Origin of the sequence: Rhodococcus sp. MSC1_016 (genome assembly GCF_023667485.2) — a bacterium.
In the GTDB taxonomy this organism is placed as follows: Bacteria; Actinomycetota; Actinomycetes; order Mycobacteriales; family Mycobacteriaceae; genus Rhodococcus_F; species Rhodococcus_F oxybenzonivorans.
The window spans coordinates 2,154,693-2,176,575 of record NZ_JAMOZI020000001.1; the positions used below are offsets into that span (position 1 = coordinate 2,154,693).

A 21,883-nucleotide genomic window follows, 5' to 3' on the forward strand; every position below is an offset into this window, starting at 1 on the left:
TGGAGGTCAGGCGTGTGCAGGTGTGGCGGTTCGGCTGCGGAGGCCCTGGACCGCCGGATCGATTTCTTCGTGCAGCACCGCATCCACCCGGTTCTCGAGGAACGACGCGCGCATCGATCGGCGTTGAACCTTTCCGCTGGTGGTGCGGTGCACCCCGTGCCGGTCGACCAGGACGACGCTCGGCGCCGGCACGTCGAAGGCCCGGGCGACGGAGAGTTTGATCTTTCGGGCGAGGTCCGTGATCGTCACGGTGTCGTTCTCTCCGTGACCCTGATCGAGCAACCCGGTCTTTACCTCGTGGATCACCAGTAGGCGCTCGTGGCGTCCGGTGTCCATGGAGAACACCACTCCGGCCGATCCGGTGAGGGCTGGATGCAGTTCGCGCACCGCCTCCTCGATGTCCTGGGGGTACAGGTTGCGTCCGTTGACGATCAGCAGGTCCTTGAGCCGGCCCGTGACAAAGATTTCACCGCCGACGGAAGCGCCGAGGTCACCGGTGCGCAGGAATGGCCCGTCCCCGCCCAGGGTGGTGGCGTGGAACTTCTCCTCGGTGTCCTCGGGCCGATTCCAATAGCCGGCGGTGACGCTGCCCCCGCGGATCCACAGTTCCCCGACCCGGCCCTCGGGCAGCTCGTCGGTGGTGTCCGGATCGACGACGCGAATGTCCACACCGAATGCGCGGCCGCTGCTCACCAGTCGAGTGCCACCGGCCATCGGAGTGAGCTCGTTGCGCTCGAGTGCGGCCGGGTCGACGTCGAGGTACACCGGCGGGCTGCCCACGGCTCCGGCGGTGGCGAGCAACGTCACCTCGGCCATTCCGTAAGCCGGGAAGAACGCGTCCGCCCGGAACCCGTAGGGCCGGAGCCGGTCGAGGACGGCCTCGAGGGTACGGGGGCGGATCGGTTCTGCCCCATTGAGAGCGACCCGCACCGAGGAGAGGTCCAGGCCGGTCAACTGGTCGTCGGGGATCCGTCGGGCGAGAAGGTCGTACGCGAAGTTCGGGCCGACGGTGATGTCGGCGCGGTAGCGATCGATCAACTGCAACCAGCGCACCGGGCGCTTGAGGAAGGTCATCGGCGACATGAACGCAAGGTTGCTGCCGGCGTAGAGGGGGAGCAGCAGCATGCCGATCAGCCCCATGTCGTGGAAGTGTGGAAGCCAGCCCACAACGCTGCCTGCCTCGCCGTCCCTGATGGCTGCGGCCATGGCCTCGACCATGGCCGCAGCGTTGTGCAGGAGGTTCCCATGGGTCACCATCACGCCCTTGGGCTCGCTGGTGGATCCCGAGGTGTACTGGAGCAAGGCGAGGGTGTCGCCGTCCAGTTCGGGCATCTGCCACTCGTCGGGGTCGCCGAGTTCGGCGGCGTCGGTCGACGCGACGGCGACCGTGCCGGTGAGTCCGGAGTTGCCGATCCACGCCGTCAGCAGTTCTTCGATCGCGGACGTGGTGAGCACCAGACCGACGTCGGCGTCCTCGAACATCGTGGCCACCCGCGCCATGCTGCGGGCGTCGTGCGGCACGGGGGCCGGTACGGCGACGACACCGGCGTACAGGCAGCCGAGGAATGCGCGAAGGAAGTCGATGCCGTCGACGTACAGCAGCATCACCGGGCGGTGGGCCTCGGGCCGCGTCGACAACCACGACGCGATCGCCCGCGCATCCTGGTCCAACTGGCGGTAGGTGAGAACCTCTTCGACGAGTTCGCGGCCGACCTCGCGATGGTAGGTGTAGGAGCGTTCCTCACCGTAGGTGGCGGCCTGGGCTCGAACGTGTGACACGAAGTCGGAATGCACTTGATCTTCTCCCTCGAAGTGGACGATTCCTACTCTCGTCCGCATCGCCGGGGGATTCCATCAACCCCAGGGGTGGAATCACCCCCACCTCCGGTTGGTCGCGCATCACCGTGGGATGGGCAGTGTCACCGGGTATTGGAGTGCCTCGGGGAGGTTTATCTTTCTGTGCCGCAGGATTTTTCGGTGAGGACCGGGGCTAGGTGATGAGCGCCCGGCCGACGCCGCACACGGCGATGGCCCAGAGCACGCTGGTGAACGTGCCGATGATGAACTGCTCGGAGGCGTGTGGTTCGCGCAGTTCGGGGTAGCGGGCCAAGCTCTTGACAGCCAGGACCACGGCGATACCCTCCGGCCACCCGGCGAGGATCGCAGCGGCGACGGCGGCACGCTCGAGCAGTCCGATCACCCGGCCGCCTCGCAACGGGCCCGCCTCGGGGCGGGGGTCGTCACCGGAATCGGGCTGGCGCCGGGCGATCCGGAAGGCGGCGAGCACCATCGGCGCCCCACCGGTGGTGGCCGCCGCCGCACACAGCACGAGCGTCGCACCCAGTGCGAATCCCTTCACCGGTGTGGTGGCGGAGCCGGCGACCGCGGCCGTAGCGAGGGCGGCGAGCCCGACGAGTGGGGCCGCCCACTGGGACACCCAGCGGGGAACACGCTGCGTGGCAAGCACCAACGGTGCCAGCGCCGCGACGCCGAGGGCGAGGAGCGCGACCGCCGTCATGAATCCGCCTTCTGTAGGAGTCGTTCGGCCAGTCGGCGGCCTGCCGTCTCGACCTGCCACCCCGCGGTGGCGAGGCGTTGCGAGACGGCCTGCTTGCTGATGCCCAGGCTTTTGGCCGCCTCCGTCTGGGTGAGCCCGCGCCGCATCTGCGCGACGGCTTCGCGGCCTTCGTCTGTACGGCGGGTGAGGAGAACGGCGACGAGGGTGAGAGCGGTGTCGGCGTCCGCGGACAAGTCGGTGTCGGAACCCTCCACCGCAACCCGGCCCGGGGCACTTTTCGCACGCTCGACGGCGACGCGGGCGAGTTCGAACGCCGGTCCTCGGCCGGCCCGCGTCTCGTCGGGGAGCGGTTCTTCCACGGCTCCGGCACCGATGCCGATGCTCCAGTGTTCGCGACCGACGAGGTCGAGGGCGAGAGCCACCACGGTCGCGGGATCTGCCACGACCGCCTGCATCTCGTCGCCGGCCGTGCGCTGAAACGGGCGGACGAGGCGGTGATCGCCGAGTTCGGCGATCAGGTCGCCGACACGGTCGATGTCACGGCGACTTCCGCGCTGATCGATGGTGAGGACGAACATTCGTCAAGGCTAGAACCTGGAAACTTTCCTGTCAAGACTCAGAACTTGACATCCTGTGTTCAAGGACGAGGGATAGACACACCCTCGGTCAGCGGCAACTCCTCGGCGTCGGATCGATCGACGGGCCGCCGAGAATCGACGATCAACCCGAGAATGCCGACGACGACGCACACACCGGACAGCAGGAGGAGGGCTGGATTCGTCTCACCGCTCAGGGCGTCCCCGAGAACCACGATCCCCACCGTTCCGGGGAGGATGCCCACGACCGTGGCGAGCACGTAGGGGAGCAGCCGAATGGAGGAGACGCCGCTGCAGTAGTTGACCACGGAGAACGGGACGAATGCGATCAGCCGGAGAGAGCCGACGGCGAGCCACCCCCGTCGGGCGATCCGCTCGTCCACCCGCCGGATCGTCGGGCTGGAGATGCGTTGCCACACGACGTCCCGGCCGATGGCGCGGACCAGATATAGAGCCAGCACCGCGCTGACCGTTGCGGCCGCGACGGTGATCGCGATGCCGAGCCAGGCCCCGAACAGCAACCCGGCACTCAAGGTGAACACGGTGCGGGGGAACGGGAATATCGTCACCAGCGCATGCGCGACGAAGAAGACCAGCGGAAAGGCCGGGCCCACCGACTGCGCCCATTCCCGGATCTGCAGAACGGACGGATGGGGTGCCACCACCGCGACGACCACCAGCACGATTGCCAGTGCGGCGACGCCGACGACCCTGCGGTTCCCCAGGCGTCTCTTCACAGGGCACCAGGCTACCCGGCCGGACCGCGAAGAGTCGTGCGAGGAAAACCGTCGAGAGCACGGTCGTAGCGGAGACCGTCTCATCCGGACACCGCGGCCGCCCAGGCGCGACCCCGGCCCGCGGGCCGAGAATTCGGGCCAGCGCGGCGGCGGCCATCCTCCTACGATGGAGTAGTTCGCCGCGGAAAATGATTTCCCCTGACGGGCACGGTCAGCCCGAAGAACCGCTGAGTCACGGCGCCCCGGGCGCCGAACGGTTCCGGCGTCATGCTCATGACCTGAGGTTATCCATCATGTGGTGATCCTCACGATAGGAGAGCGGAGTCTGCGGCTAGCATCACACCAACACAACATATTGATCGATCGCTCATCAGGGCCATGCAGGGAGAGGAAGCGGACACCGTGTCATTAGCTTCAGAAACCGAGGAAGCTGCGCGGGCATATACCGACTGGCAGCGCTCCGTGGCGGGAGTCCTCGCGAAATCGCGGCGAGTCGACGCGGCAGACCTCGGTCCGGAACCCGAGAAGCTCCTCGAGACCACCACCTACGACGGTGTCACCGTCGCGCCGCTCTACAGCCCCCGGGACGAGCGTCCCGAGCAGCCGCTTCCCGGCGCGTTCCCTTACGTTCGGGGCGTCGACGCCACTCGGGACGTCAACTCCGGCTGGCTCGTCAGCGCCCGGTTCGGTGCGGGCGCCGATCCGGCGGACGTCAACCGGTCCATCCTCGACGCCTTGGAGAACGGGGTCAGCGCGGTCTGGCTCACCGTCGGTGAGAACACGCTGCCCGTCAGGTCGCTGGAGACGGCGCTCGACGGCGTGCTGCTCGACCTCGCCCCGCTCACCCTCGACGCCGGAACCGAGGTGACAGCCGCGGCCCGCGCATTGTTCGCACTGCTCGACGCGCGTGCGTCGGCCGGTGACGGCGTCACCGATCGCACCACGGTGCGCGTCCACCTCGGTGCTGCGCCGCTGACGAGCGCCTTCGCCGGTGTGACGGATATCGATCTCGGTGACGCGGTGGCACTGGCCACCGAGGCGTCGACCCGACCGGAACAGGTGCGCGCGATCACCGTGGACGGCACCGTCTTCCACGACGCGGGTGCCTCCGACTCGGAGGAGCTCGGTGCGTCCGTCGCCGCCGGGCTCGAGTACCTGCGGGCGCTCACCGCGAGTGGGCTGCCGATCGGAAAAGCGTTCGGCCAGATTGATTTCCGGTTCGCGGCGACCGACGACCAGTTCCAGACCATCGCCAAGTTCCGCGCCGCCCGGTTGGTGTGGGCCCGGATCGCCCAGGTGTGCGGTGCCTCCGACTTCGGCGGCGCGCCGCAGCATGCGGTCACGTCCGCCGCGATGATGTCGCAGCGTGATCCGTGGGTGAACATGCTCCGCACGACCCTCGCCGCGTTCGGCGCCGGGGTGGGCGGTGCCGACGCGGTGACGGTGTTGCCGTTCGATGCCGCGCTGCCCGCGGGGGCGCTGGGGGTCTCGCAGACCTTCGCCGATCGGATCGCCCGCAACACCCAGTTGTTGCTGCTCGAGGAATCGCACCTCGGCCGCGTACTCGATCCCGCCGCCGGATCGTGGTACGTCGAGGATCTCACGCAGCGGATCGCGGAGAAGGCGTGGGAATTCTTCCAGCAGATCGAGTCGGCCGGCGGGTATCTCGCGGGCCTGGGCGCCGGACAGATCACCGAGCGGATCAACTCGACGCGGGCGCAACGCGAATCGGACATCGCGCACCGCAAGACCGCGGTCACCGGGGTCAACGAGTATCCGAATCTGGAGGAGGCGCCACTGCCTCCCGGTGCCGCTGACGCCGGACGGGTGGCCCGGTACGCCGCCGCCTTCGAAAGGCTCCGCGACCGCTCCGACACCTATCTGGCGGTTCACGGGGTCCGGCCCACCGCGTTCCTGGCTCCGCTCGGACCGGTCGCCGAACACAACGTGCGCACCACCTTCAGCACGAACCTGCTGGCATCGGGTGGCATCGCTGCCGTCAATCCCGGACCCCTCGCGGTCGGTGACGGCAGCATCGCGGCCGCAGCGGCACAGTCCGGGGCCGGTATCGCGGTGATCTGCGGTACCGACAAGCGGTACACCGCCGACGCCGCGGCCGCGGTCGAGGAACTGCGCGCTGCGGGTGTGGGCACCGTTCTCCTGGCGGGTCCGGAGAAGGTCGTTGCCGACGTGGACGGGGCTGCCCGCCCCGACGGATTCGTCACAGCACGCATCGATGCAGTCTCGGTCCTGTCCGATCTGCTCGACATCATCGAGAGCGCGGGGAACACCTCGGGCGACACAGGGAGCAAGAAGTGACTACTCGCGAGGTCAAGCATACGATCGGCAGCTTCGCCGACGTGCCGCTGGAGGATCCTCAGTTTCCGCAGCCGGCCGCACCGACCGCGGAACAGACGGACGCATTGATCGCCGCCGCCGCGGCGGCGAACCACTACACCCCGGAACAGGTGGTGTGGTCCACCCCCGAGGGAATCGACGTCAAACCGGTCTACACCAAGGCCGACCGCGACGCGGCCGAGTCCGAGGGTTACCCGGTGGGCAGCTTCCCCGGTGCCGCGCCGTTCGTGCGTGGGCCGTACCCCACCATGTACGTCAACCAGCCGTGGACCATCCGTCAGTACGCCGGATTCTCGACCGCCGCCGAGTCCAACGCCTTCTACCGCCGCAACCTTGCGGCGGGGCAGAAGGGTCTGTCGGTGGCGTTCGACCTGGCCACCCACCGCGGCTACGACTCCGACCACCCGCGCGTCGCCGGTGACGTGGGCATGGCCGGTGTGGCCATCGACTCGATCCTCGACATGCGGCAGCTGTTCGACCACATTCCCCTCGACAGCGTCAGTGTGTCGATGACCATGAACGGTGCCGTTCTGCCGATCCTGGCCCTGTATGTGGTGGCGGCGGAGGAGCAGGGTGTCGCTCCGGAACAGCTGGCCGGAACCATTCAGAACGACATTCTGAAAGAGTTCATGGTCCGCAACACCTACATCTATCCGCCGAAGCCGTCGATGCGCATCATCTCGGACATCTTCGCGTACACCAGCACGAAGATGCCGCGGTTCAACTCCATCTCCATTTCCGGGTACCACATCCAGGAAGCCGGTGCCACAGCCGATCTGGAGTTGGCGTACACGCTCGCCGACGGTGTCGAGTACCTCCGCGCCGGCCTCGACGCCGGCATGGAGATCGACAAGTTCGCGCCGCGGTTGTCGTTCTTCTGGGCCATCGGCATGAACTTCTTCATGGAGGTCGCAAAGCTGCGGGCCGGTCGTCTCCTGTGGAGTGAACTGGTTGCCCAGTTCGAGCCGAAGTCGGCGAAATCGCTGTCGCTGCGCACACATTCGCAGACATCGGGCTGGTCGCTCACCGCCCAGGACGTCTACAACAATGTGGCCCGCACCTGCGTCGAGGCCATGGCCGCCACGCAGGGGCACACCCAGTCTCTGCACACCAACGCCCTCGACGAGGCGCTGGCGCTGCCGACGGACTTCTCCGCCCGCATCGCCCGCAACACCCAGTTGTTGCTGCAGCAGGAATCGGGGACGGTCCGCCCGATCGACCCGTGGGGCGGCTCCCATTACGTCGAGTGGCTCACTCACGAGCTGGCGAACCGCGCCCGGGCGCACATCGCCGAGGTCGAGGAGGCCGGCGGCATGGCGCAGGCCATCAGCGAGGGCATCCCGAAGCTGCGCATCGAAGAGGCCGCCGCCCGCACTCAGGCGCGCATCGATTCCGGTCGTCAGCCGGTCATCGGTGTCAACAAGTACCGGGCCGAAGAGGATCAGAAGATCGAGGTCCTCAAGGTCGAGAATTCGCGGGTCCGCAAGGAACAGCTCGAGAAGCTCGCACGCCTGCGTGAGGAACGCGACCCCGTCGCGGTGCAGGCGGCACTCGCCGAGCTCACCCGCGCCGCTGCCTCGTCGGAGGGAGGCATGGAGAACAACCTGCTCGCGCTCGCCATCGACGCTGCCCGTGCGCACGCCACCGTCGGCGAGATCTCCGACGCACTCGAGACGGTGTTCGGACGTCACCAGGCCGAGATCCGCACCATCAGCGGGGTGTACCGGGACGAGGCCGGGAAGGTGGACAACATCAGTAACGCAACGGAACTCGTCGAGAAGTTCGCCGAGGAGGAAGGCCGCCGCCCGCGTGTCCTCATCGCGAAGATGGGCCAGGACGGGCACGACCGCGGACAGAAGGTGATCGCCACCGCCTTCGCCGACATCGGCTTCGACGTGGACGTCGGACCGCTGTTCCAGACCCCGGAAGAGGTCGCGAACCAGGCGGCCGACAACGACGTCCACGTGGTCGGTGTGTCGTCGTTGGCTGCAGGTCACCTCACCTTGGTGCCTGCACTGCGGGATGCGCTCGCGGCGGTGGGGCGTCCCGACATCATGATCGTGGTCGGCGGTGTCATTCCGCCCGGCGACTTCGACGAGCTCTACCAGGCGGGCGCCGCCGCGATCTTCCCGCCCGGCACGGTGATCGCCGAGGCGGCCACCGGTCTGCTCGAGAAGCTGGCCGCCCAGCTCGGGCACGACCTGACGGGTACCCCGGAATAGCATGGGGCGCCCTCCAGTCGACATCGATGCCCTCGCCCAGGCCGTGCGCGCCAATCAGCGCGCCGGCCTGGCGAAGGCCATCACCCTGGTCGAATCGACACGCACCGACCACCGGGAGGCGGCGCAGCGTCTGCTCCTCGAACTGCTTCCGGAGTCGGGCAACGCGCACCGGGTGGGTATCACCGGTGTGCCCGGCGTCGGCAAGTCGACGTTCATCGACGCACTGGGCATGTACCTGATCGGGAAGGGTCATCGGGTGGCGGTCCTCGCGGTGGATCCGTCGTCGACGCGCACCGGCGGGTCGATCCTCGGCGACAAGACACGCATGGCGCGGCTGACCGTGGAGAAGGACGCCTACATCCGGCCGTCGCCGACCTCCGGCACCCTCGGCGGTGTCGCGAAGGCGACCCGCGAAACCATCGTGCTCCTCGAGGCAGCCGGATTCGACGTCATCCTGGTCGAGACGGTCGGGGTCGGGCAGTCCGAGGTGACGGTCGCGAACATGGTCGACTGCTTCTGTTTCCTCACGCTCGCCCGGACCGGTGACCAGTTGCAGGGCATCAAGAAGGGTGTACTCGAGCTCGCCGACCTCGTCGCCGTCAACAAGGCCGACGGCAAGCACGAACGCGAAGCGAAGGGAGCTGCCCGCGAATTGGCGGGTGCACTGCGGCTGATCTACCCCCACGACGCCATCTGGAAGCCGCCCGTCATCACGATGAGCGGTCTCGAAGGTATCGGGCTCGAGGAGTTCTGGAACACCGTCCAGCATCACCGTGAGGTGCTCACCGAGGCCGGACGGTTCGAGGAGAACCGTCGTCGCCAGCAGGTCGACTGGACGTGGACCATGGTCCACGATCAGCTGCTGCGTCGACTGGCATCCAACCCGCGGGTCAAGGACATTCGCGGGCAGGTCGAGCAACAGGTGCGTGACGGTTCCCTGACAGCGGCGTTGGCCGCGGCCCAGATCCTCGACGCCTTCGACGGTTCCGACGCCTCCGAGGAATGACCGGGCAGGTCACTCCGGGCTCTTCGCTCCTGCGATCACGTCTGCGTCGTATTCGTCGTGGCGGCGCAGCCAACTCATGGCGGGGTCGTCGCCGCGGCGGGGTTGTTGTTCCCAGTCCTCCTGCCGGCCGCGGGCGGTGAGGTCGAGCCACTGGTAGGTACCGAGGAGCGTTTCGGTCGAGCGCGCGTAGCCGGAATAGGTGTGGAAGATTCGCTCACCGTGGCGGAGGAAAGCGCTGACACCGTGCTCGTCGCCGGACCAGCCCTTCCAGGCGGGGTTCATCCGCTCCAGCTCGGCCTGATCCTTGTAGTTGTATTCCACCGGTGCGACCGCCGCGTCGAGGGTGACGTGGAAGTCGTAGTTGAAGTCGCTGCCGTGCGAGGAGTACCAGGGGAGGGCCCAACCCATCCGCTGCCGGTAGCGCTCGAGCTCGAGCAGCGGTGCGCGTGACACGGCCGCGAACGAGGTGTCCCGCGCGTACAGGTGGCGGAGGTCGCCCACATTGTCCATCGTGAACGAACAGGACGGGCAACCCTCGTCGGCGTCGGGTTCGAACATGAAGTGGTAGATGAGGAGTTGACTGCGGCCGTCGAACAAGTCCTCGAGTTCGACCTTGCCGTGGGGACCGTCGAATACATACTTCTTGGTGATCGCGACCATGGGTAGCGCGCGTCGGGCGGCGTTGACCCGGTCGCGGTGTCGGGTCAGCTCCTTCTCCTGTGCGAGTAGCTCACGCCGCGCGATGAGCCATTGCTCACGGGTGGTGACCTGTGGATCGGACGCTGTCATCGTTCGTCTCCTCTCGTAGGACACACGTAATGGTCTCAGTCGGCACTCGGTTGCGGCTACCTCCAGAACTTCCACGAGACAGCCGGCCCCGCAACTACCATGCTTGCCGAGGGTTCCGTTGGGGATGGAGTCCAGCCGAGACCGATTTGTCGTGACGCCCCCGCGCTCTCTCGAAACCGTGTCTGGCTACCGATCATCACCTACCGGAGGTACACATGACATCGCCCATGGAGTCCGTCCCGCAACTGTCTACGCTCGCCGGGTCCTGGACTCTGGAACCTTCCCGGACCTCGATCACCTTCCACACGAAGGGATTGTGGATCTTCGGGGTCACCGGCAGCTTCCACGCGGTCGAGGGCACCGCAACGGTCGGTGCCGACGGAGGTATCACCGGAAGGCTGGTCGTCGACGCCACCTCGCTGAGTACCAAGAACGGTAAACGCGACGAGCACCTGCGCTCCGCTGACTTTTTCGATGTCCAGAAGTACCCCACCATTGTCTTCACCGCGGCAGCAGCGCGACCCGCCGATCCGGGACACGTACATCTCGACGGCGATCTGATCGTTCACGGGCAGACTCGACCGCTCACCGTGTCCGCAGAGGTTGTCGCCACCGACGACACCGCGACGGTCAGCGCCGAAATACACCTCGACCGCAGCAACTGGGGCATGACCTACACGAAGAAGGGCTCGCGCCTCGCCACCCGTGTCGTGGTCAACGCCGTCTTCGTCAAGTCCTGATCCACCGCGGCGCCTCTGCCACTCGCGGGGCTACGCCCGTCACGTCGTCGGTCGACGAAAGGTGCCGTCGGAACTGGTCGGCGGCGAATCCGGCTCCGGGCTCCTCGGCGCCTTTTCGGCGGATGCACCGATCGTGGACGCGAGTCGCCATAATCCGGCGGCGGCCAGAACGTGCCACAGCGCGTGGCCCTGAACGACACTGTTCGGCCGACAGATCGACGTCCGGTCACCGATGGCGCCGAGCAGAGCGCCGGACGCCAGAAGTAGTGCCGCGACCACCGTCGCGCGCCTCAACTGCGGATGGACGCGCGCGCGTTCCATGCTCAGTCCTATAGCGAGCGCGGCGAGCATTGCCTGCACGATCGTGGATACGGTCGATCCGGCAGCCACGGCGGGAACCATCACGAGCGGAACAACGAGCCACCACCCGGGCGACAGCCGACGGCCGAACCTGTCGGACGCGGCCTCGGCGGCGACGAAGGCGAGCAGAGTTGCGATCGGCAAGTCGTGTGCGTAGGCCTGCCACGACGGGTTGGGTCCGTGCTGAACAAGTGACCCGGCACCGACGGCGACGACGAGCAGGCCGTAGATCACGGTCGGCGCACCGTTCCGACGGCGCGCGATAACCGCGACGCCGACAACCACGAAGGCCAGGCTGGTGACAGCGGCCGCCGGCTGACCGATGAGGCCTGTGCCTCTATAGAGCTCACAGGCATTCGCCAGCATCATGAATCGGAGGTCACCTTCCACGTTGTTCGGTCGACACCTGTTCTTCGAGGTTTCCAAAGAGACCTTCCGACCGCAATCGCATTGGCACCGAATTTGAGCGTTCGTCCAACGAATCGCGGTCCGAGGACGGGGGAGCGGTGATACTTGGTGTCATGCTTATTCCCGGCGTGGCGCAACCAACGGAGAAATACCGGCCGCGCCGCATCGGTCGGCGCGCGTCTCTCGCCATTCTCTCGATCGTTGTGATCGGAGCGTTGACGGCGGGCGGGTGTGGACAACAACGCACGGAGCCTGGTGGGGAATCGCAGCAGGACGCGACGACCTCCACCACGAACCTCGTGCCTCAGGAGGTCCTGGTCGGGTTGGAAGTCGTTCAGAAGTATTTCCCGGAGATAGATAGACAGGCCACGACAAGTGCGAACGCCAGTGCCGCCGGTGTCCCCGAGGCGACGAGAATGGTGATCTACGAAGGCGCTGACGGCAGGCGGGTCACCGTGTCGGTCGATCAGTATTCCAGCCCCGACTCGGCATCGACCGCATTCGAGCAAGCGATCGACAAAAGCGAAGTTGTTCAGGGTTTCGTAGCGCTATCGACACCATCCGGTGTGGGGGAGAAGGCGTTCGCCGGCACCGTCACGCAGGGTGAAGAAACGCACATCGGATACGGCGCCCTCGCAGGCGAGTACGTCATCGGCGTGACCTCGGCCGGCTACCCGGCTAATGCCGAGAATTTCGGAAAACTCACTGATCTCACTCGTGACGCGGTCGAGAAAGCCGACACTGCATAAGCGCCCTACCTGATCACGGCACACCGGGCGCCGGCATCTACCACTCCGATCAGGACTTGGTGTCACACTCGGCGCCCGGGTGCTCGGTAACGTGGAAGACGACCCCGACTGTTTGACGATCTACAGACCTGGCATGTTCAACCCGCACACGCTACTGGAAGACTCAAGGCTCGAGGACCCTCAGAACTTCGTCGAGCGGAAGGTTGGGGTCGCTCATGTCGAGGCCATCGAACGTCTGCCAGATATAAGATGCCGTCGAGCTCTCTCTCAGCGGATGAAAGTCGGCCAAGGCGGGATCGTCTCGGAAGCTGTTGAACGCCTCTTCGGACTCCCATTCGACGAGAAACAGAACCTGCCGCGGCGCGAGGTCACCGGCCACGTTGTCGCGGAAGCGCCCGAGCGCCACCATTCGACCACCATATGGCGGAGCCGCTTCGGGCAATCGGCTGAAGTACGAAAGGTACTTCTCCTCGTCGGCCACGTCGAACAAATTCAGCGCGTAGAACTTTCCCCCGCGTGATTTCTCGCTCATTATTTTACCTCTCTCGTTGGCTGCCACTGGAGACTCCGAGTGGCTGGTCGATCGATCATCTGGACACTCATTTCGGTCGTGGGAAAGCCGTGCGTGAGCACCAGCGGTGGTCGTATCCATCAGAATCTGCTCCGCATCGTCCTGAGTTGTTTCACGCAACTCTGTGACCGTAACACGAGTTCTATGAAGAAACTAACCCTTGTACTTCGTCCGAGAAGAGCAGAAGATGTTGCTACCGACTGGTCCGTCCCGTCGACAGCTCGGGACCGCGCTGGATCGTGACAGACCGGACAAAGTCCTACACGGAAAGTGCCTGTTGGAGATAGTGTTACGGCAATGGCCAACACAGGACGACGAGCGCATTGCGCATCGCCGTCACCGTCGCGGCCACGGTGCGACGCCACTTGTTCCGCCGTCCAATGCAGGAGCGATTCCGGTATTCGCTGCAACTTGCCATCGACAGCCGGCCGACCTTTACGGGGCGGCCGGAAGATGCCGAGGTGGGGTCGCGGTAGTATCTGCCGAAAATCGGGCGGATTTGCGCAGCCGCTGGTCGGGGGTGACTTCTCGGTTCAGGCTGCGGGCTGGGTGGTTGGTGATCGGCTTGGCTGCCGATGATGTTGGTCGGCGTAGCTGGAGTTCGCCCGGATCTGGGGGCCGATCCCGAAGGTGGTGTTTTTCCCGACGCTGAATTCGGTGGCGGGCGACGCGCGATGAACCTGTTCGTTGGTTGTCGGTCGATCCCACCGGACCCGTGACCGACCTGGCCTGCACCATCTACTGGGAGGGGCCACTGCTCGATGCGTCCGACCATCCCACCGAGGCTGGCGCACTGCTCGACGAGGCCCAGGCGTGGCTACGCGACCATCACTGGCAGCTCGAACCCGATCTGGCCTGTCCCGCGCGAGCATCCCGGACGGTTCGGCACGACCCGGAAACTTCGGGCCCTTGGTCGGGGATGATCGCGCGCACATCAGATCCTGATCGGAACCCGCAAATGGGAACATGTTTCATTCCAGCGCCGCTCGGGTCCCTACCGGGCGCGCTGGTTCGACGATCTGCATGAGCCCGACTCATGCGTCGTAGCCAGACGAATCCCAGGCCTGCCGACGACGCATCGCACATTTCCGGCGATCCGCTCTGCCCACGCATAGGCTGCCTCGCGGCAGACTAGACCGGATCTATATCGAGTCCCGCTCGCTGCGCGTACGGAAGGCATGCATCGTAGGCGATCTGTGCGACGTAGTCGACCGGCGAGAGACGGTGATCAGCAGAGATTACTTCTGGACCGATCAAAGGCGAATCAGCGAGCCTTCCGGCCAATGCATCGATCGACTCTGCGATACCAAACGACCCCTCACCGGGTAGCAGGCGTTGCGTCGACGCCTCCTCCCACAAGTCCTCGGCTTCGGACCTGCGACCGTCATTGAGCTGTATCGATGTGACGATTCCCCGGGGCAGCGTTCGCAGCTGGTCTCGAGTACCTCCACTACGGTCGAAGTGCCAGGTGTCGAACACTATCCCTGCGTTCTTTGCAGAGGAGTCGGCGACTATGCGGTGCGCCGTTGCGAGGTCGAAGATCGAACTGAATGGCATCGGCTCTAGCTGGATGGTAAGGCCACGGTCAGCGGCACTCTCGCACAGTGCGGCAAACGAGTCGACGACAAGCTGATGGCCGAAATCGACTCCGTACGGTTCGATGGCGGAGATTGTTGTCGAACCCAGCCTTTCCGCCAGTCTGAGGCATTCGCTCACCGAATACCGGCCGAAGAGATCCCCGTAACGCCGTTGCGCCGGGTTCGCTGTGGGGATTGATCCCGCCTGTAAGGGGAGCGGTAGCCACGACGTCACCGGATCAATGCAGGCAACAGATATGTTGAGTCTGTTCGCTAACTTCGCAACGCAGTCCGCCCGCTGCAGAATACGGTCCGGAGGCCCGAAATCCATCGGTGCTACCGATATCGCGTGGAAGCCTGCGCGCGCCGCGGCGAACAGACGGTGCTCAACCGGCGCCTGGGAAAGGGTGCCTCCCCAAAGAATCATCGGGCAGGAGATAGCGTCATCCTATCGATTCCAGTAATTCGCTCGACGATACGGCGCCTGACAGTGTATGGCACCCAACGCGATAGTGCTGCCATGACTTTGTCGTCGTTGCCGAGTCGAATTCTCAGTTGATGCGAATCCGATTCCAATGCGTCGCAGATTTCAACCGCAGCCTTCTCCGTCGGTCGAGCTCTATGTCCGAGTTTGGTCATCCTTGGCAGGGCCTTCGCTGCTAACGGCGCGTATGGGCTGTCATGCGGCAGCACTGGCTGTACATTGCTCCCGAATGGGGTGTCGTGATTGCCCGGCTGCAGAATCTTCACGTCGAGGCCGAACGGTGCCAGTTCAATGTCGATGGCTTCAGCCCAGCCCTCGAGCGCCCACTTTGCTGCGGCATAGATGGAGTACATCGGATGGGCAACGTTAACAGCGTTCGAGGAGATAACGGCGATGGTTCCGTGCCCCTGTGAGCGCATCGTTGGAAGGAGTCTCTGTGTAAGGTCGACTGCACCGATGAAGTTGGCTTCCAACAAATCTCGAATCGTCTGCGGAGCGAGGTGTTCGAAGAAGCCTGCGGTTGTGTAGCCCGCGCAATGGAGAACGGCCGTCAAGCCATCTGGAGTCGAGTCGCGTACGTAGTCCACGGCCGAGGCGCGGGACTCGTCGCAGGCGACATCCAGGCGAATAATCTCGAGGAGTGCTGTGTTCGTGCCGGCGCCTCCCATTAGCTCGTCAAGTTGTTTCGTTTTCGTCGTGTCGCGCATCGACGCGATCACCCGCCACCCACGCGCCGCCAGCTTGGCGGCGACATGTGCCCCGAACCCACTGCTTGCCCCTGTTATCAAAATTGTCTGCACGATCCACCCTTCTGACCAAACGCTTGCTTGTTTGCAGCGTAGCATTGACATTCCGGGTTGCGCTGGCAATCAAGTTGCCCACTGCAGGCCGGTAGCTGACTGAAGATCGAGCTTCCGACGCCTCATGATTCCGCTTCCCGCCAAGCAAAGCTCGGCGTGTCCCGGCCAGACTCAAACCACCAATTACCGGACAGTCCCCGGCACCACCGTCCCGGATTTCCAAGTTTGCTGGGTGCTTCACGGGTCGACACCGGCACGCACCGGTGCGGCGATCATCGACAGATTAATCGAGGACGCACCCGCTGATGCCGGGCGAATCGGTGTTCAGACCGCCTGTAGGACCAGATCTGACCAGGTGCGGATTTCCTGGGCCCGCAACTGAGCGACGGCCTGCGCTTGCGCGTCCTCTACAGCGGAGCCGGCTAGGCATGGTCGACGAAGTCTGGACACTGCCGCCTACAATGGGATTCCTTTCGGGTCGCTTGTGATACGTGCGGTGACGGGGCGGATCAAACAAGATCTTGACTTCTGCCTGTAGCCTCGTAGTGTGAATTCACCAAGCGGTTGCTTGGTACCTGTCTGATTCAACCGGGGTAGTGCTGAGAGCGACCCAGACGTTACGGATTCGAAGAAAGCAACCTGCCTTGGTTTGCCGGTTGTCAGTGTCGGATCCTGGTCCCCCACGAGTAGAGGAATCATGAGAACTGGACGTTTCGAAGGTCACGTTGCATTCATCACCGGAGCTGCCCGCGGCCAAGGACGCAACCACGCGGTGCGCCTCGCGGCCGAAGGCGCGTCGATCATTGCGGTCGACATCTGCGGACAAATAGCCTCTGTACCGTACGAATTGGCGTCCGAGGACGATCTCCGTGAGACCGTGAATCTGGTGGAAGCCCTTGGCGGAAAGATCTACGCGACCGTTGCGGACGTCCGCGATCGGGCTGTGCTGGAGAGCGCGCTCAACGAGGGTGTGGCGAGATTTGGCGTTCCATCCATCGTTCTCGCAAATGCCGGCATCTCCCCCCAGCGTGCGACCGAGCCAGATCCTCAGCAAGTATTCCTCGACACGATTGAAACGAATCTGGTGGGGGTCTGGAACACGATCAGCATCGTCGCGCCGATGATGATCACCCGAGGCGACGGGGGAGCGATCGTCATCACCAGCTCCGCCCAGGGGCTGATCGGACGTGGGGGCGACGGGTCCGGTGCAGCAAGCGCCTACACGGCAAGTAAGCATGGTGTCGTTGGCTTGATGCGATCTTTCTCGGCTTGGCTGGCTCCCCACTCGATCAGAGTCAACACCGTTCACCCAACGGGTGTGCACACTGCGATGGTTGAGCACGCTGAGATGATGGAGTGGGTGGCTGCCGACCCTCAGCGGGGTACGACCATGTCGAATCCGATGCCCGTCGGGATGGTAGACGTCTCCGACATCACCGAGGCAGTGCTCTATCTCGTGGGCGAGTCCGGACGTTATGTCACTGGTGTGACGCTCCCCGTTGATGCGGGATTCACCAGCAAATGAGGACTCCGTCGAGCAGCGGCTCGATTTTCAGCCTCTGCAGCAGTTTCTCGAGGAGCAGGCATGATGAGCGACGCGGCCCGCCGTAGGGGATGTTCACCACCGGCCCCGCGCCTGCCCTGATCGGCACGTCGTGCCGATTGCGTTGGCAGACGCCGAACTCCCCGAGGGACTCCTCGTCCACCTTTGCAATCAACTTCTACGGGGCGGTGTCGGGTGCTCGCTAGGGTCCAGCAGCTGGAACAGTCGAGTTACCTTCTACGCCGATATCCCGAATGGCAATGGAACCGCTCAGCTCCGCTGCATTGCACAGCATGCTTCCGCGCTCCGCCTCGTCCGACGGACGATTGACGACGCGACCTGCACCGCGCGGTATTCCGAACGTCTCCCAGGCATATCCGCCCAATTCTCGGCCAGGACTACCGCAACCCCTAGGTGTCGGGAGTCGGTGCCGCAAGCTCTGCCAGGTGATGGAGTGAGTTGGTGAGATGATCGGGACCGAACGGCGGGAATTGAAGGTACTCCCGGATGAACTGCGGCACCGCCGACCAATCGTAGGTGAGCGTGACCTCGGTCTCGGACGGACCGAGCGGCACCAGGTCGTAACGCCAGACCCAGCCGCCGAACTCCAGCTGACCGTCTTCCTTCTCCTGCCCGGTCCGCCAGGCAATGGCCCGTGGCGGGTCGAGCACCTGGACCTGGTTGGCCACTCTGTAGTCACCGTTCGGGTGGTGGGGGTGATACATGTCCATCCGAAAGATCTGTCCCACCTCGGTGAGCGGCGCCTGGTCGGCAGCGTCCTGCACCCACCCGGTGCCGTCGATCGCAGCATGGGTCCTCGGGTCGGCCAGCAGCGCGAACAACCTGGTGGCGGGTGCGGCAACGGCCACGGTGGCGCAGACGTTCTCTCGGTCCACGGTGTGCACGCTCCTTGTCACCAGTCTCGAGCCTCCCGCAGGTGCGGAAGGAGCCTTCACCAATGCAGACTGCGAGACGAACGGGAATTCATCGGTCGGCTGGACGGAATAACGTCGAAGCTCGGACTTCCCGCGGGACAGCGCGTGATGAGTTTCGCCGAGAGTTCTGGTCTGTATCCACATACCCGATCGACCGCACCCGAGGAGAGCATCATGACCGCCACCTACACCTTCGACGTCTTTTCCAGCCTCGACGGCTTCGGCGCCGCCAGCGGCAACTGGACCGGTTACTGGGGCAAGCAAGGCCCCGAACTGCTCGACCACCGCCTCGCCTTGTACGGCACCGAGCAGCGGATGGTATTCGGCGCCAACACTTACCGCGCGTTCGCGCAGATGTTGGCTTCGAGCACGGAGGAGTCCGAGATTCGTGATCCCTGGGTCACCCGGATGAGGAGTCTGCCGGCAACGGTGGTATCGACCACCCTGGAAGGACGGCTCGACTGGCCAGACGCGACCCTCGTGAGCGGTGACGCCGTCGACGTCGTCGCCCTGCTCAAGGAGGAGTCCGAGGTGCCGTTGCGCTCACACGGAAGTCTCTCGATGAACCGAGCGCTGATGGCCGCCGGTTTGGTCGACCGCGTCCAGGTGACGATCTTCCCCGTCATTACCGGTCAGACCGGGCTGGACCCGATCTTTCAGGGTGCGGCCGACTTCGATCTCGAGCTGATCGAGAGCCGGACGCTCGACGGAAACATCCAAGAGCTCATCTACCGGCCCACCCTGCATGCTTGAAAGGGTCGGCGGTCCATTCAGGAGTAGTACGGGGGTTCCCTGTCGGGATCATCGATGACGAGGTCGACCCGCGGGTCGACCAGGAGCCGATCGATGGCATCCGAGCCGGCACCGATCGACGCGAAGTGAGGATCGATGTCGCAGGTCACGCACCATGCGAAATCGGCAGGCCACACGAACGCGGGTGTGGGTGCGCCGATGTCCTGCAACAGTGTCTCGAGCTGGGCATCCCAGTCGGCGCAGTCGTCAACGGTTCCGTGGAACAGGAAGTAGTCGCGGTTCGGAATCGAGATCTTGGGAAGCGCATCGGCGGCTGCGAAACTCGGCCACCCGTCCCAGATGCAGAAATAGCAGTTGTCAGGTGTGCCGGTGAAGGGGGCAAGGTCGGCCAGCACGACGCCGAGTTGCTCGTTGTCGGACAGCCCCTCCGGATCGCGTTGGGCATCGCCTTCCCTCTGCCCCGGATTGCTGGGGTCCGGGATGAACCGCAAGCGCGCGTACTTGTCGAAGGCGACCGGCCCCCGAGCCGCCAACCGCGACCACTCCTCGTCTCGTCGTTCGAGCCAGCGCGCAGCCGACACATCGACACACCGTGTGATGCTCATGCGACCAGTGTGACCGCTCCGGTGTCGTGGTGTGCCACCGATGCTGTCGAAGCCGGGCAGGTGCCACGGTGACCGTCGTTCGGACGCTACCTGCCGGAGACGTCGGGAAGTGGTCAGCCGGGGAATCTTCGTCGCGAGGCCGGAAGACGATGGGACAGGATGGGCGGTCAAGTTCGCCACACTGAAATGAATTCGTACCACGGCCCGCCTAGGTGAGTCGCAGTGAAATCATCGAACCCGGCGGGCACACCGTGCGGGCTGTAGGCCCACCCGCTGCTCACCGTCAGTCCGAGTCCGCCGTCCTCGATGAAGTAGACCACGCCATCGTCGCCCGACATGGCGGTGCGGATATCGAACCGGCCGATCTCGAGGTGGCTGTGGAGCGGCTCCGGATCTGCCAGCAACTCGAGCGCCACCCGCTCGAACTCTGCGCGGGTGTCGTCGAATGACGGCCGTGGTGCCAGCATCACCGTGGCGACAGCGACGAGTAGGGCCGCCGGCGCAGCCGCGATCCACCATGACCACCGCCGGTCTTGGCCGATGACATACAAGGTCTTCACTGCCCACACCAACGCTAGGACGGCGAGGATCAGCAGCGCCGCTGCACCGAACAACATCGGATCGGCCCAACTCGAGGTGCCGTAGCGAGAGGGCCACCAGTCGTAGTAGATACACACCAGAATCAGCAGTGAGGCAGCGGTCAAAGCCAGATGGATCGGTCCGGGAGGCTTGTTCGGCTTGACGTCACTCTGCGCGCGAACGGGCGGTCCGGCGGCACTGATCATTGGTTCACGTTAGCTGCTGTCCGGCGTGGAAATGCGGCCGGAGCAATCGGGGAGAGAAGTAGAGGCCTTCGCGGCGATCAGTGGCCACCCCCTACCATTCTCCGGTGACCGATTACGACGATCTCGACATGTTCGGCGGCCTTGACGCCTCCACCCTGCCACCCCGCCAGCAGCGGATCCTGGCAACGATCCGGGACTGGGTGGCTGCATATGGATGCCCGCCGAGCACCCGGCAGATCGGGGATGCGGTGGGCCTGCGGTCGACGTCGTCGGTGTCCAAACATCTGAAAAGTCTCGAGGAGAGGGGCTTTCTTCGCCGGGGTTCGGCCATGGCTCGGCAATTGGACGTGCGCCCGTTCCTCACCGAGGCGAAGCAGGGTCGCTCGTCCGACAACAATGTGACGGTACCGGTGGTCGGCGACATCGCCGCCGGCGCACCGATCCTCGCGGAAGAGCACGCCGATGAGACACTGACACTCCCTCGCGAGCTCGTCGGCTCCGGCACCGTCTTCGGATTGCGGGTACGCGGCGAATCGATGATCGACGCCGCAATCTGCGATGGCGATGTCGTCGTGGTGCGCCGCCAGGACGAAGCCCACTCCGGCGAGATCGTCGCCGCGATGATTGATGGCGAGGCCACGGTCAAGGTGCTCCGGCGCCGCGACGGCCACGTCTTCCTCGAGCCCCGCAATCCTGCCTATGCCGCGATTGACGGTGACGACGCAGTCGTCCTGGGCAAGGTGGTATCGGTGATGCGCCGCATCTGAGGTTCGTGCAACCTGAATGATGCAACTCGTCGTGCCGGCTCGTCGCCTCGCACGCGCGAGGCGACGAGATCGGCCACTGTGGTGACCAGGCAGCTCAACTTTTGATGAGGTCGTCGATCTGGCCGATCGCCTGCGAAGCACCCTCGACCACGCCCATGTCGAGCACCTGCTGGAGACCTTCGGCAGTTGCGTAGGTGCTCACGTAGGTGGCGATGGTGCTGCCGTCCTCCTCACGGAAGGAGAACTCGTTGGTGGACACCGGCATCGATTCGATCGGGCTGAAATCCGCATCGGCGAATCCGTCGGTGAAGCTGAAGCCGGTCGGCTCATCGATGGAGATGATGTTCCAGTAGCCCGCATGCTTGTCGCCCTCGGGGCCGGTCATGTAGTAGGTGACCCGACCGCCCGGGGTGAACTCATGGTCGACCACCGTTGCCGGGTACGTCGGCGGACCCCAAATCTTCTCGAGCTGGCGAGGATCGGCATAGATCTGCCAGATTCGCTCCCGAGGCGCCGCGAACTCGGCGGTGATGGTCAGGGTCAATGCATCGATGTCGTGGCTGACATTGGTGACAGGCAT

Annotated in this window: 22 protein-coding genes; 8 read left to right on the forward strand and 14 right to left on the reverse strand. The window is 64.9% G+C overall.

Annotation, left to right across the window (positions count from 1 at the left end; genetic code table 11):
• Positions 1 to 6: 6 nt before the first annotated feature.
• The 4 genes from L1080_RS10030 to L1080_RS10045 all read right to left on the reverse strand — a co-directional run bounded on the left by L1080_RS10030 (position 7) and on the right by L1080_RS10045 (position 3,851).
• A complete protein-coding gene (locus tag L1080_RS10030; protein ID WP_459030784.1) occupies positions 7 to 1,794 on the reverse strand; it encodes a fatty acyl-AMP ligase in 1,788 nt (595 codons plus the stop codon).
• A 196-nt stretch (positions 1,795 to 1,990) separates the two neighbouring features.
• Complete coding sequence (locus L1080_RS10035) at positions 1,991 to 2,518, reverse strand: hypothetical protein (RefSeq protein ID WP_250773316.1); 528 nt, start codon at positions 2,516 to 2,518, stop codon at positions 1,991 to 1,993.
• Positions 2,515 to 3,096: a hypothetical protein gene (locus L1080_RS10040; RefSeq protein WP_250773314.1), complete on the reverse strand. Its 582-nt coding sequence runs from the start codon at positions 3,094 to 3,096 to the stop codon at positions 2,515 to 2,517. Before L1080_RS10040 ends, L1080_RS10035 begins: the two co-directional genes overlap by 4 nt.
• A gap of 59 nt (positions 3,097 to 3,155) precedes the next feature.
• Complete coding sequence (locus L1080_RS10045) at positions 3,156 to 3,851, reverse strand: TVP38/TMEM64 family protein (protein ID WP_236603153.1); 696 nt, start codon at positions 3,849 to 3,851, stop codon at positions 3,156 to 3,158.
• A gap of 402 nt (positions 3,852 to 4,253) precedes the next feature.
• On the opposite strand from L1080_RS10045, the gene mutA reads away from it, so the two are divergent.
• From mutA to meaB, 3 genes are read left to right on the forward strand one after another with little or no spacing between them, the layout of a single operon-like run.
• Positions 4,254 to 6,170: a methylmalonyl-CoA mutase small subunit gene (gene mutA / locus L1080_RS10050; protein WP_159922578.1), complete on the forward strand. Its 1,917-nt coding sequence runs from the start codon at positions 4,254 to 4,256 to the stop codon at positions 6,168 to 6,170.
• Positions 6,167 to 8,431: a methylmalonyl-CoA mutase gene (scpA, locus tag L1080_RS10055; RefSeq protein WP_109330158.1), complete on the forward strand. Its 2,265-nt coding sequence runs from the start codon at positions 6,167 to 6,169 to the stop codon at positions 8,429 to 8,431. Before mutA ends, scpA begins: the two co-directional genes overlap by 4 nt.
• A 1-nt stretch (position 8,432) precedes the next feature.
• The gene (gene meaB, locus L1080_RS10060; RefSeq protein ID WP_250773306.1) at positions 8,433 to 9,437 is read left to right on the forward strand and encodes a methylmalonyl Co-A mutase-associated GTPase MeaB; all 1,005 of its coding nucleotides are present in this window, start codon (positions 8,433 to 8,435) and stop codon (positions 9,435 to 9,437) included.
• Positions 9,438 to 9,446: 9 nt separating this feature from the next.
• Here the strand turns inward: meaB and L1080_RS10065 are convergent, their stop codons facing one another.
• The gene (locus L1080_RS10065) at positions 9,447 to 10,226 is read right to left on the reverse strand and encodes a DUF899 domain-containing protein (protein WP_250773304.1); all 780 of its coding nucleotides are present in this window, start codon (positions 10,224 to 10,226) and stop codon (positions 9,447 to 9,449) included.
• 215 nt (positions 10,227 to 10,441) lie between these two features.
• Here L1080_RS10065 and L1080_RS10070 point away from each other — a divergent pair, with 215 nt between their 5' ends.
• Positions 10,442 to 10,966, forward strand: coding sequence for a YceI family protein (locus tag L1080_RS10070; RefSeq protein WP_250773302.1), 525 nt, complete (start codon positions 10,442 to 10,444; stop codon positions 10,964 to 10,966).
• A gap of 39 nt (positions 10,967 to 11,005) precedes the next feature.
• On the opposite strand, the gene L1080_RS10075 is transcribed toward L1080_RS10070, so the two are convergent.
• A complete protein-coding gene (locus L1080_RS10075) occupies positions 11,006 to 11,695 on the reverse strand; it encodes a hypothetical protein (protein ID WP_250773299.1) in 690 nt (229 codons plus the stop codon).
• Positions 11,696 to 11,847: 152 nt separating this feature from the next.
• On the opposite strand from L1080_RS10075, the gene L1080_RS10080 reads away from it, so the two are divergent.
• Entirely contained in the window at positions 11,848 to 12,483 is a 636-nt protein-coding gene (locus L1080_RS10080) for a hypothetical protein (protein ID WP_284708314.1), read from the forward strand.
• 163 nt (positions 12,484 to 12,646) lie between these two features.
• Here L1080_RS10080 and L1080_RS10085 read toward each other — a convergent pair whose 3' ends face one another.
• The 3 genes from L1080_RS10085 to L1080_RS10095 form a co-directional block, all read right to left on the reverse strand.
• Positions 12,647 to 13,015 (reverse strand): DUF1330 domain-containing protein, encoded by a 369-nt coding sequence (locus tag L1080_RS10085; protein ID WP_250773297.1) that lies wholly within the window; start codon positions 13,013 to 13,015, stop codon positions 12,647 to 12,649.
• 1,170 nt (positions 13,016 to 14,185) lie between these two features.
• The gene (locus L1080_RS10090) at positions 14,186 to 15,058 is read right to left on the reverse strand and encodes a sugar phosphate isomerase/epimerase family protein (RefSeq protein ID WP_284708313.1); all 873 of its coding nucleotides are present in this window, start codon (positions 15,056 to 15,058) and stop codon (positions 14,186 to 14,188) included.
• On the reverse strand, positions 15,055 to 15,915 hold the full coding sequence (locus tag L1080_RS10095) for an SDR family NAD(P)-dependent oxidoreductase (RefSeq protein WP_250773294.1): 861 nt from the start codon (positions 15,913 to 15,915) through the stop codon (positions 15,055 to 15,057). Before L1080_RS10095 ends, L1080_RS10090 begins: the two co-directional genes overlap by 4 nt.
• A gap of 697 nt (positions 15,916 to 16,612) precedes the next feature.
• Here L1080_RS10095 and L1080_RS10100 point away from each other — a divergent pair.
• Positions 16,613 to 17,440, forward strand: coding sequence for a mycofactocin-coupled SDR family oxidoreductase (locus tag L1080_RS10100; protein ID WP_250773292.1), 828 nt, complete (start codon positions 16,613 to 16,615; stop codon positions 17,438 to 17,440).
• On the opposite strand, the gene L1080_RS10105 is transcribed toward L1080_RS10100, so the two are convergent.
• Both L1080_RS10105 and L1080_RS10110 read right to left on the reverse strand, forming a co-directional pair.
• Entirely contained in the window at positions 17,427 to 17,621 is a 195-nt protein-coding gene (locus L1080_RS10105) for a hypothetical protein (RefSeq protein ID WP_250773290.1), read from the reverse strand. The genes L1080_RS10100 and L1080_RS10105 overlap by 14 nt on opposite strands.
• A gap of 247 nt (positions 17,622 to 17,868) precedes the next feature.
• Positions 17,869 to 18,363 carry an SRPBCC domain-containing protein gene (locus L1080_RS10110; protein ID WP_374434494.1) on the reverse strand — a complete coding sequence of 165 codons (495 nt, stop codon included), beginning with the start codon at positions 18,361 to 18,363 and terminating at the stop codon, positions 17,869 to 17,871.
• Between the two features lie 204 nt (positions 18,364 to 18,567).
• Between L1080_RS10110 and L1080_RS10115 the strand changes: the two genes are divergently transcribed.
• The gene (locus L1080_RS10115) at positions 18,568 to 19,146 is read left to right on the forward strand and encodes a dihydrofolate reductase family protein (RefSeq protein ID WP_250773285.1); all 579 of its coding nucleotides are present in this window, start codon (positions 18,568 to 18,570) and stop codon (positions 19,144 to 19,146) included.
• A gap of 17 nt (positions 19,147 to 19,163) precedes the next feature.
• Here the strand turns inward: L1080_RS10115 and L1080_RS10120 are convergent, their stop codons facing one another.
• Both L1080_RS10120 and L1080_RS10125 read right to left on the reverse strand, forming a co-directional pair.
• On the reverse strand, positions 19,164 to 19,751 hold the full coding sequence (locus tag L1080_RS10120) for a hypothetical protein (RefSeq protein WP_250773283.1): 588 nt from the start codon (positions 19,749 to 19,751) through the stop codon (positions 19,164 to 19,166).
• A gap of 167 nt (positions 19,752 to 19,918) precedes the next feature.
• Positions 19,919 to 20,536: a DUF1109 domain-containing protein gene (locus tag L1080_RS10125; RefSeq protein ID WP_250773281.1), complete on the reverse strand. Its 618-nt coding sequence runs from the start codon at positions 20,534 to 20,536 to the stop codon at positions 19,919 to 19,921.
• A gap of 128 nt (positions 20,537 to 20,664) precedes the next feature.
• Here L1080_RS10125 and lexA point away from each other — a divergent pair, with 128 nt between their 5' ends.
• Complete coding sequence (gene lexA, locus L1080_RS10130) at positions 20,665 to 21,303, forward strand: transcriptional repressor LexA (RefSeq protein ID WP_250773482.1); 639 nt, start codon at positions 20,665 to 20,667, stop codon at positions 21,301 to 21,303.
• Positions 21,304 to 21,397: 94 nt separating this feature from the next.
• On the opposite strand, the gene L1080_RS10135 is transcribed toward lexA, so the two are convergent.
• The gene (locus L1080_RS10135; protein WP_250773278.1) at positions 21,398 to 21,883 is read right to left on the reverse strand and encodes an SRPBCC family protein; all 486 of its coding nucleotides are present in this window, start codon (positions 21,881 to 21,883) and stop codon (positions 21,398 to 21,400) included.

What these genes read in the sequence shown, in the direction of transcription:
- L1080_RS10035 (WP_250773316.1), bottom strand. Translation starts at nt 2,518, where the DNA reads ATGACGGCGGTCGCGCTCCTCGCCCTCGGCGTCGCGGCGCTGGCACCG.
- L1080_RS10040 (WP_250773314.1), bottom strand. Translation starts at nt 3,096, where the DNA reads ATGTTCGTCCTCACCATCGATCAGCGCGGAAGTCGCCGTGACATCGAC.
- meaB (WP_250773306.1), top strand. Translation starts at nt 8,433, where the DNA reads ATGGGGCGCCCTCCAGTCGACATCGATGCCCTCGCCCAGGCCGTGCGC.
- L1080_RS10065 (WP_250773304.1), bottom strand. Translation starts at nt 10,226, where the DNA reads ATGACAGCGTCCGATCCACAGGTCACCACCCGTGAGCAATGGCTCATC.
- L1080_RS10070 (WP_250773302.1), top strand. Translation starts at nt 10,442, where the DNA reads ATGACATCGCCCATGGAGTCCGTCCCGCAACTGTCTACGCTCGCCGGG.
- L1080_RS10075 (WP_250773299.1), bottom strand. Translation starts at nt 11,695, where the DNA reads ATGATGCTGGCGAATGCCTGTGAGCTCTATAGAGGCACAGGCCTCATC.
- L1080_RS10080 (WP_284708314.1), top strand. Translation starts at nt 11,848, where the DNA reads ATGCTTATTCCCGGCGTGGCGCAACCAACGGAGAAATACCGGCCGCGC.
- L1080_RS10085 (WP_250773297.1), bottom strand. Translation starts at nt 13,015, where the DNA reads ATGAGCGAGAAATCACGCGGGGGAAAGTTCTACGCGCTGAATTTGTTC.
- L1080_RS10090 (WP_284708313.1), bottom strand. Translation starts at nt 15,058, where the DNA reads ATGATTCTTTGGGGAGGCACCCTTTCCCAGGCGCCGGTTGAGCACCGT.
- L1080_RS10100 (WP_250773292.1), top strand. Translation starts at nt 16,613, where the DNA reads ATGAGAACTGGACGTTTCGAAGGTCACGTTGCATTCATCACCGGAGCT.
- L1080_RS10115 (WP_250773285.1), top strand. Translation starts at nt 18,568, where the DNA reads ATGACCGCCACCTACACCTTCGACGTCTTTTCCAGCCTCGACGGCTTC.
- L1080_RS10120 (WP_250773283.1), bottom strand. Translation starts at nt 19,751, where the DNA reads ATGAGCATCACACGGTGTGTCGATGTGTCGGCTGCGCGCTGGCTCGAA.
- L1080_RS10125 (WP_250773281.1), bottom strand. Translation starts at nt 20,536, where the DNA reads ATGATCAGTGCCGCCGGACCGCCCGTTCGCGCGCAGAGTGACGTCAAG.
- lexA (WP_250773482.1), top strand. Translation starts at nt 20,665, where the DNA reads ATGTTCGGCGGCCTTGACGCCTCCACCCTGCCACCCCGCCAGCAGCGG.
- L1080_RS10135 (WP_250773278.1), bottom strand. Translation starts at nt 21,883, where the DNA reads ATGCCTGTCACCAATGTCAGCCACGACATCGATGCATTGACCCTGACC.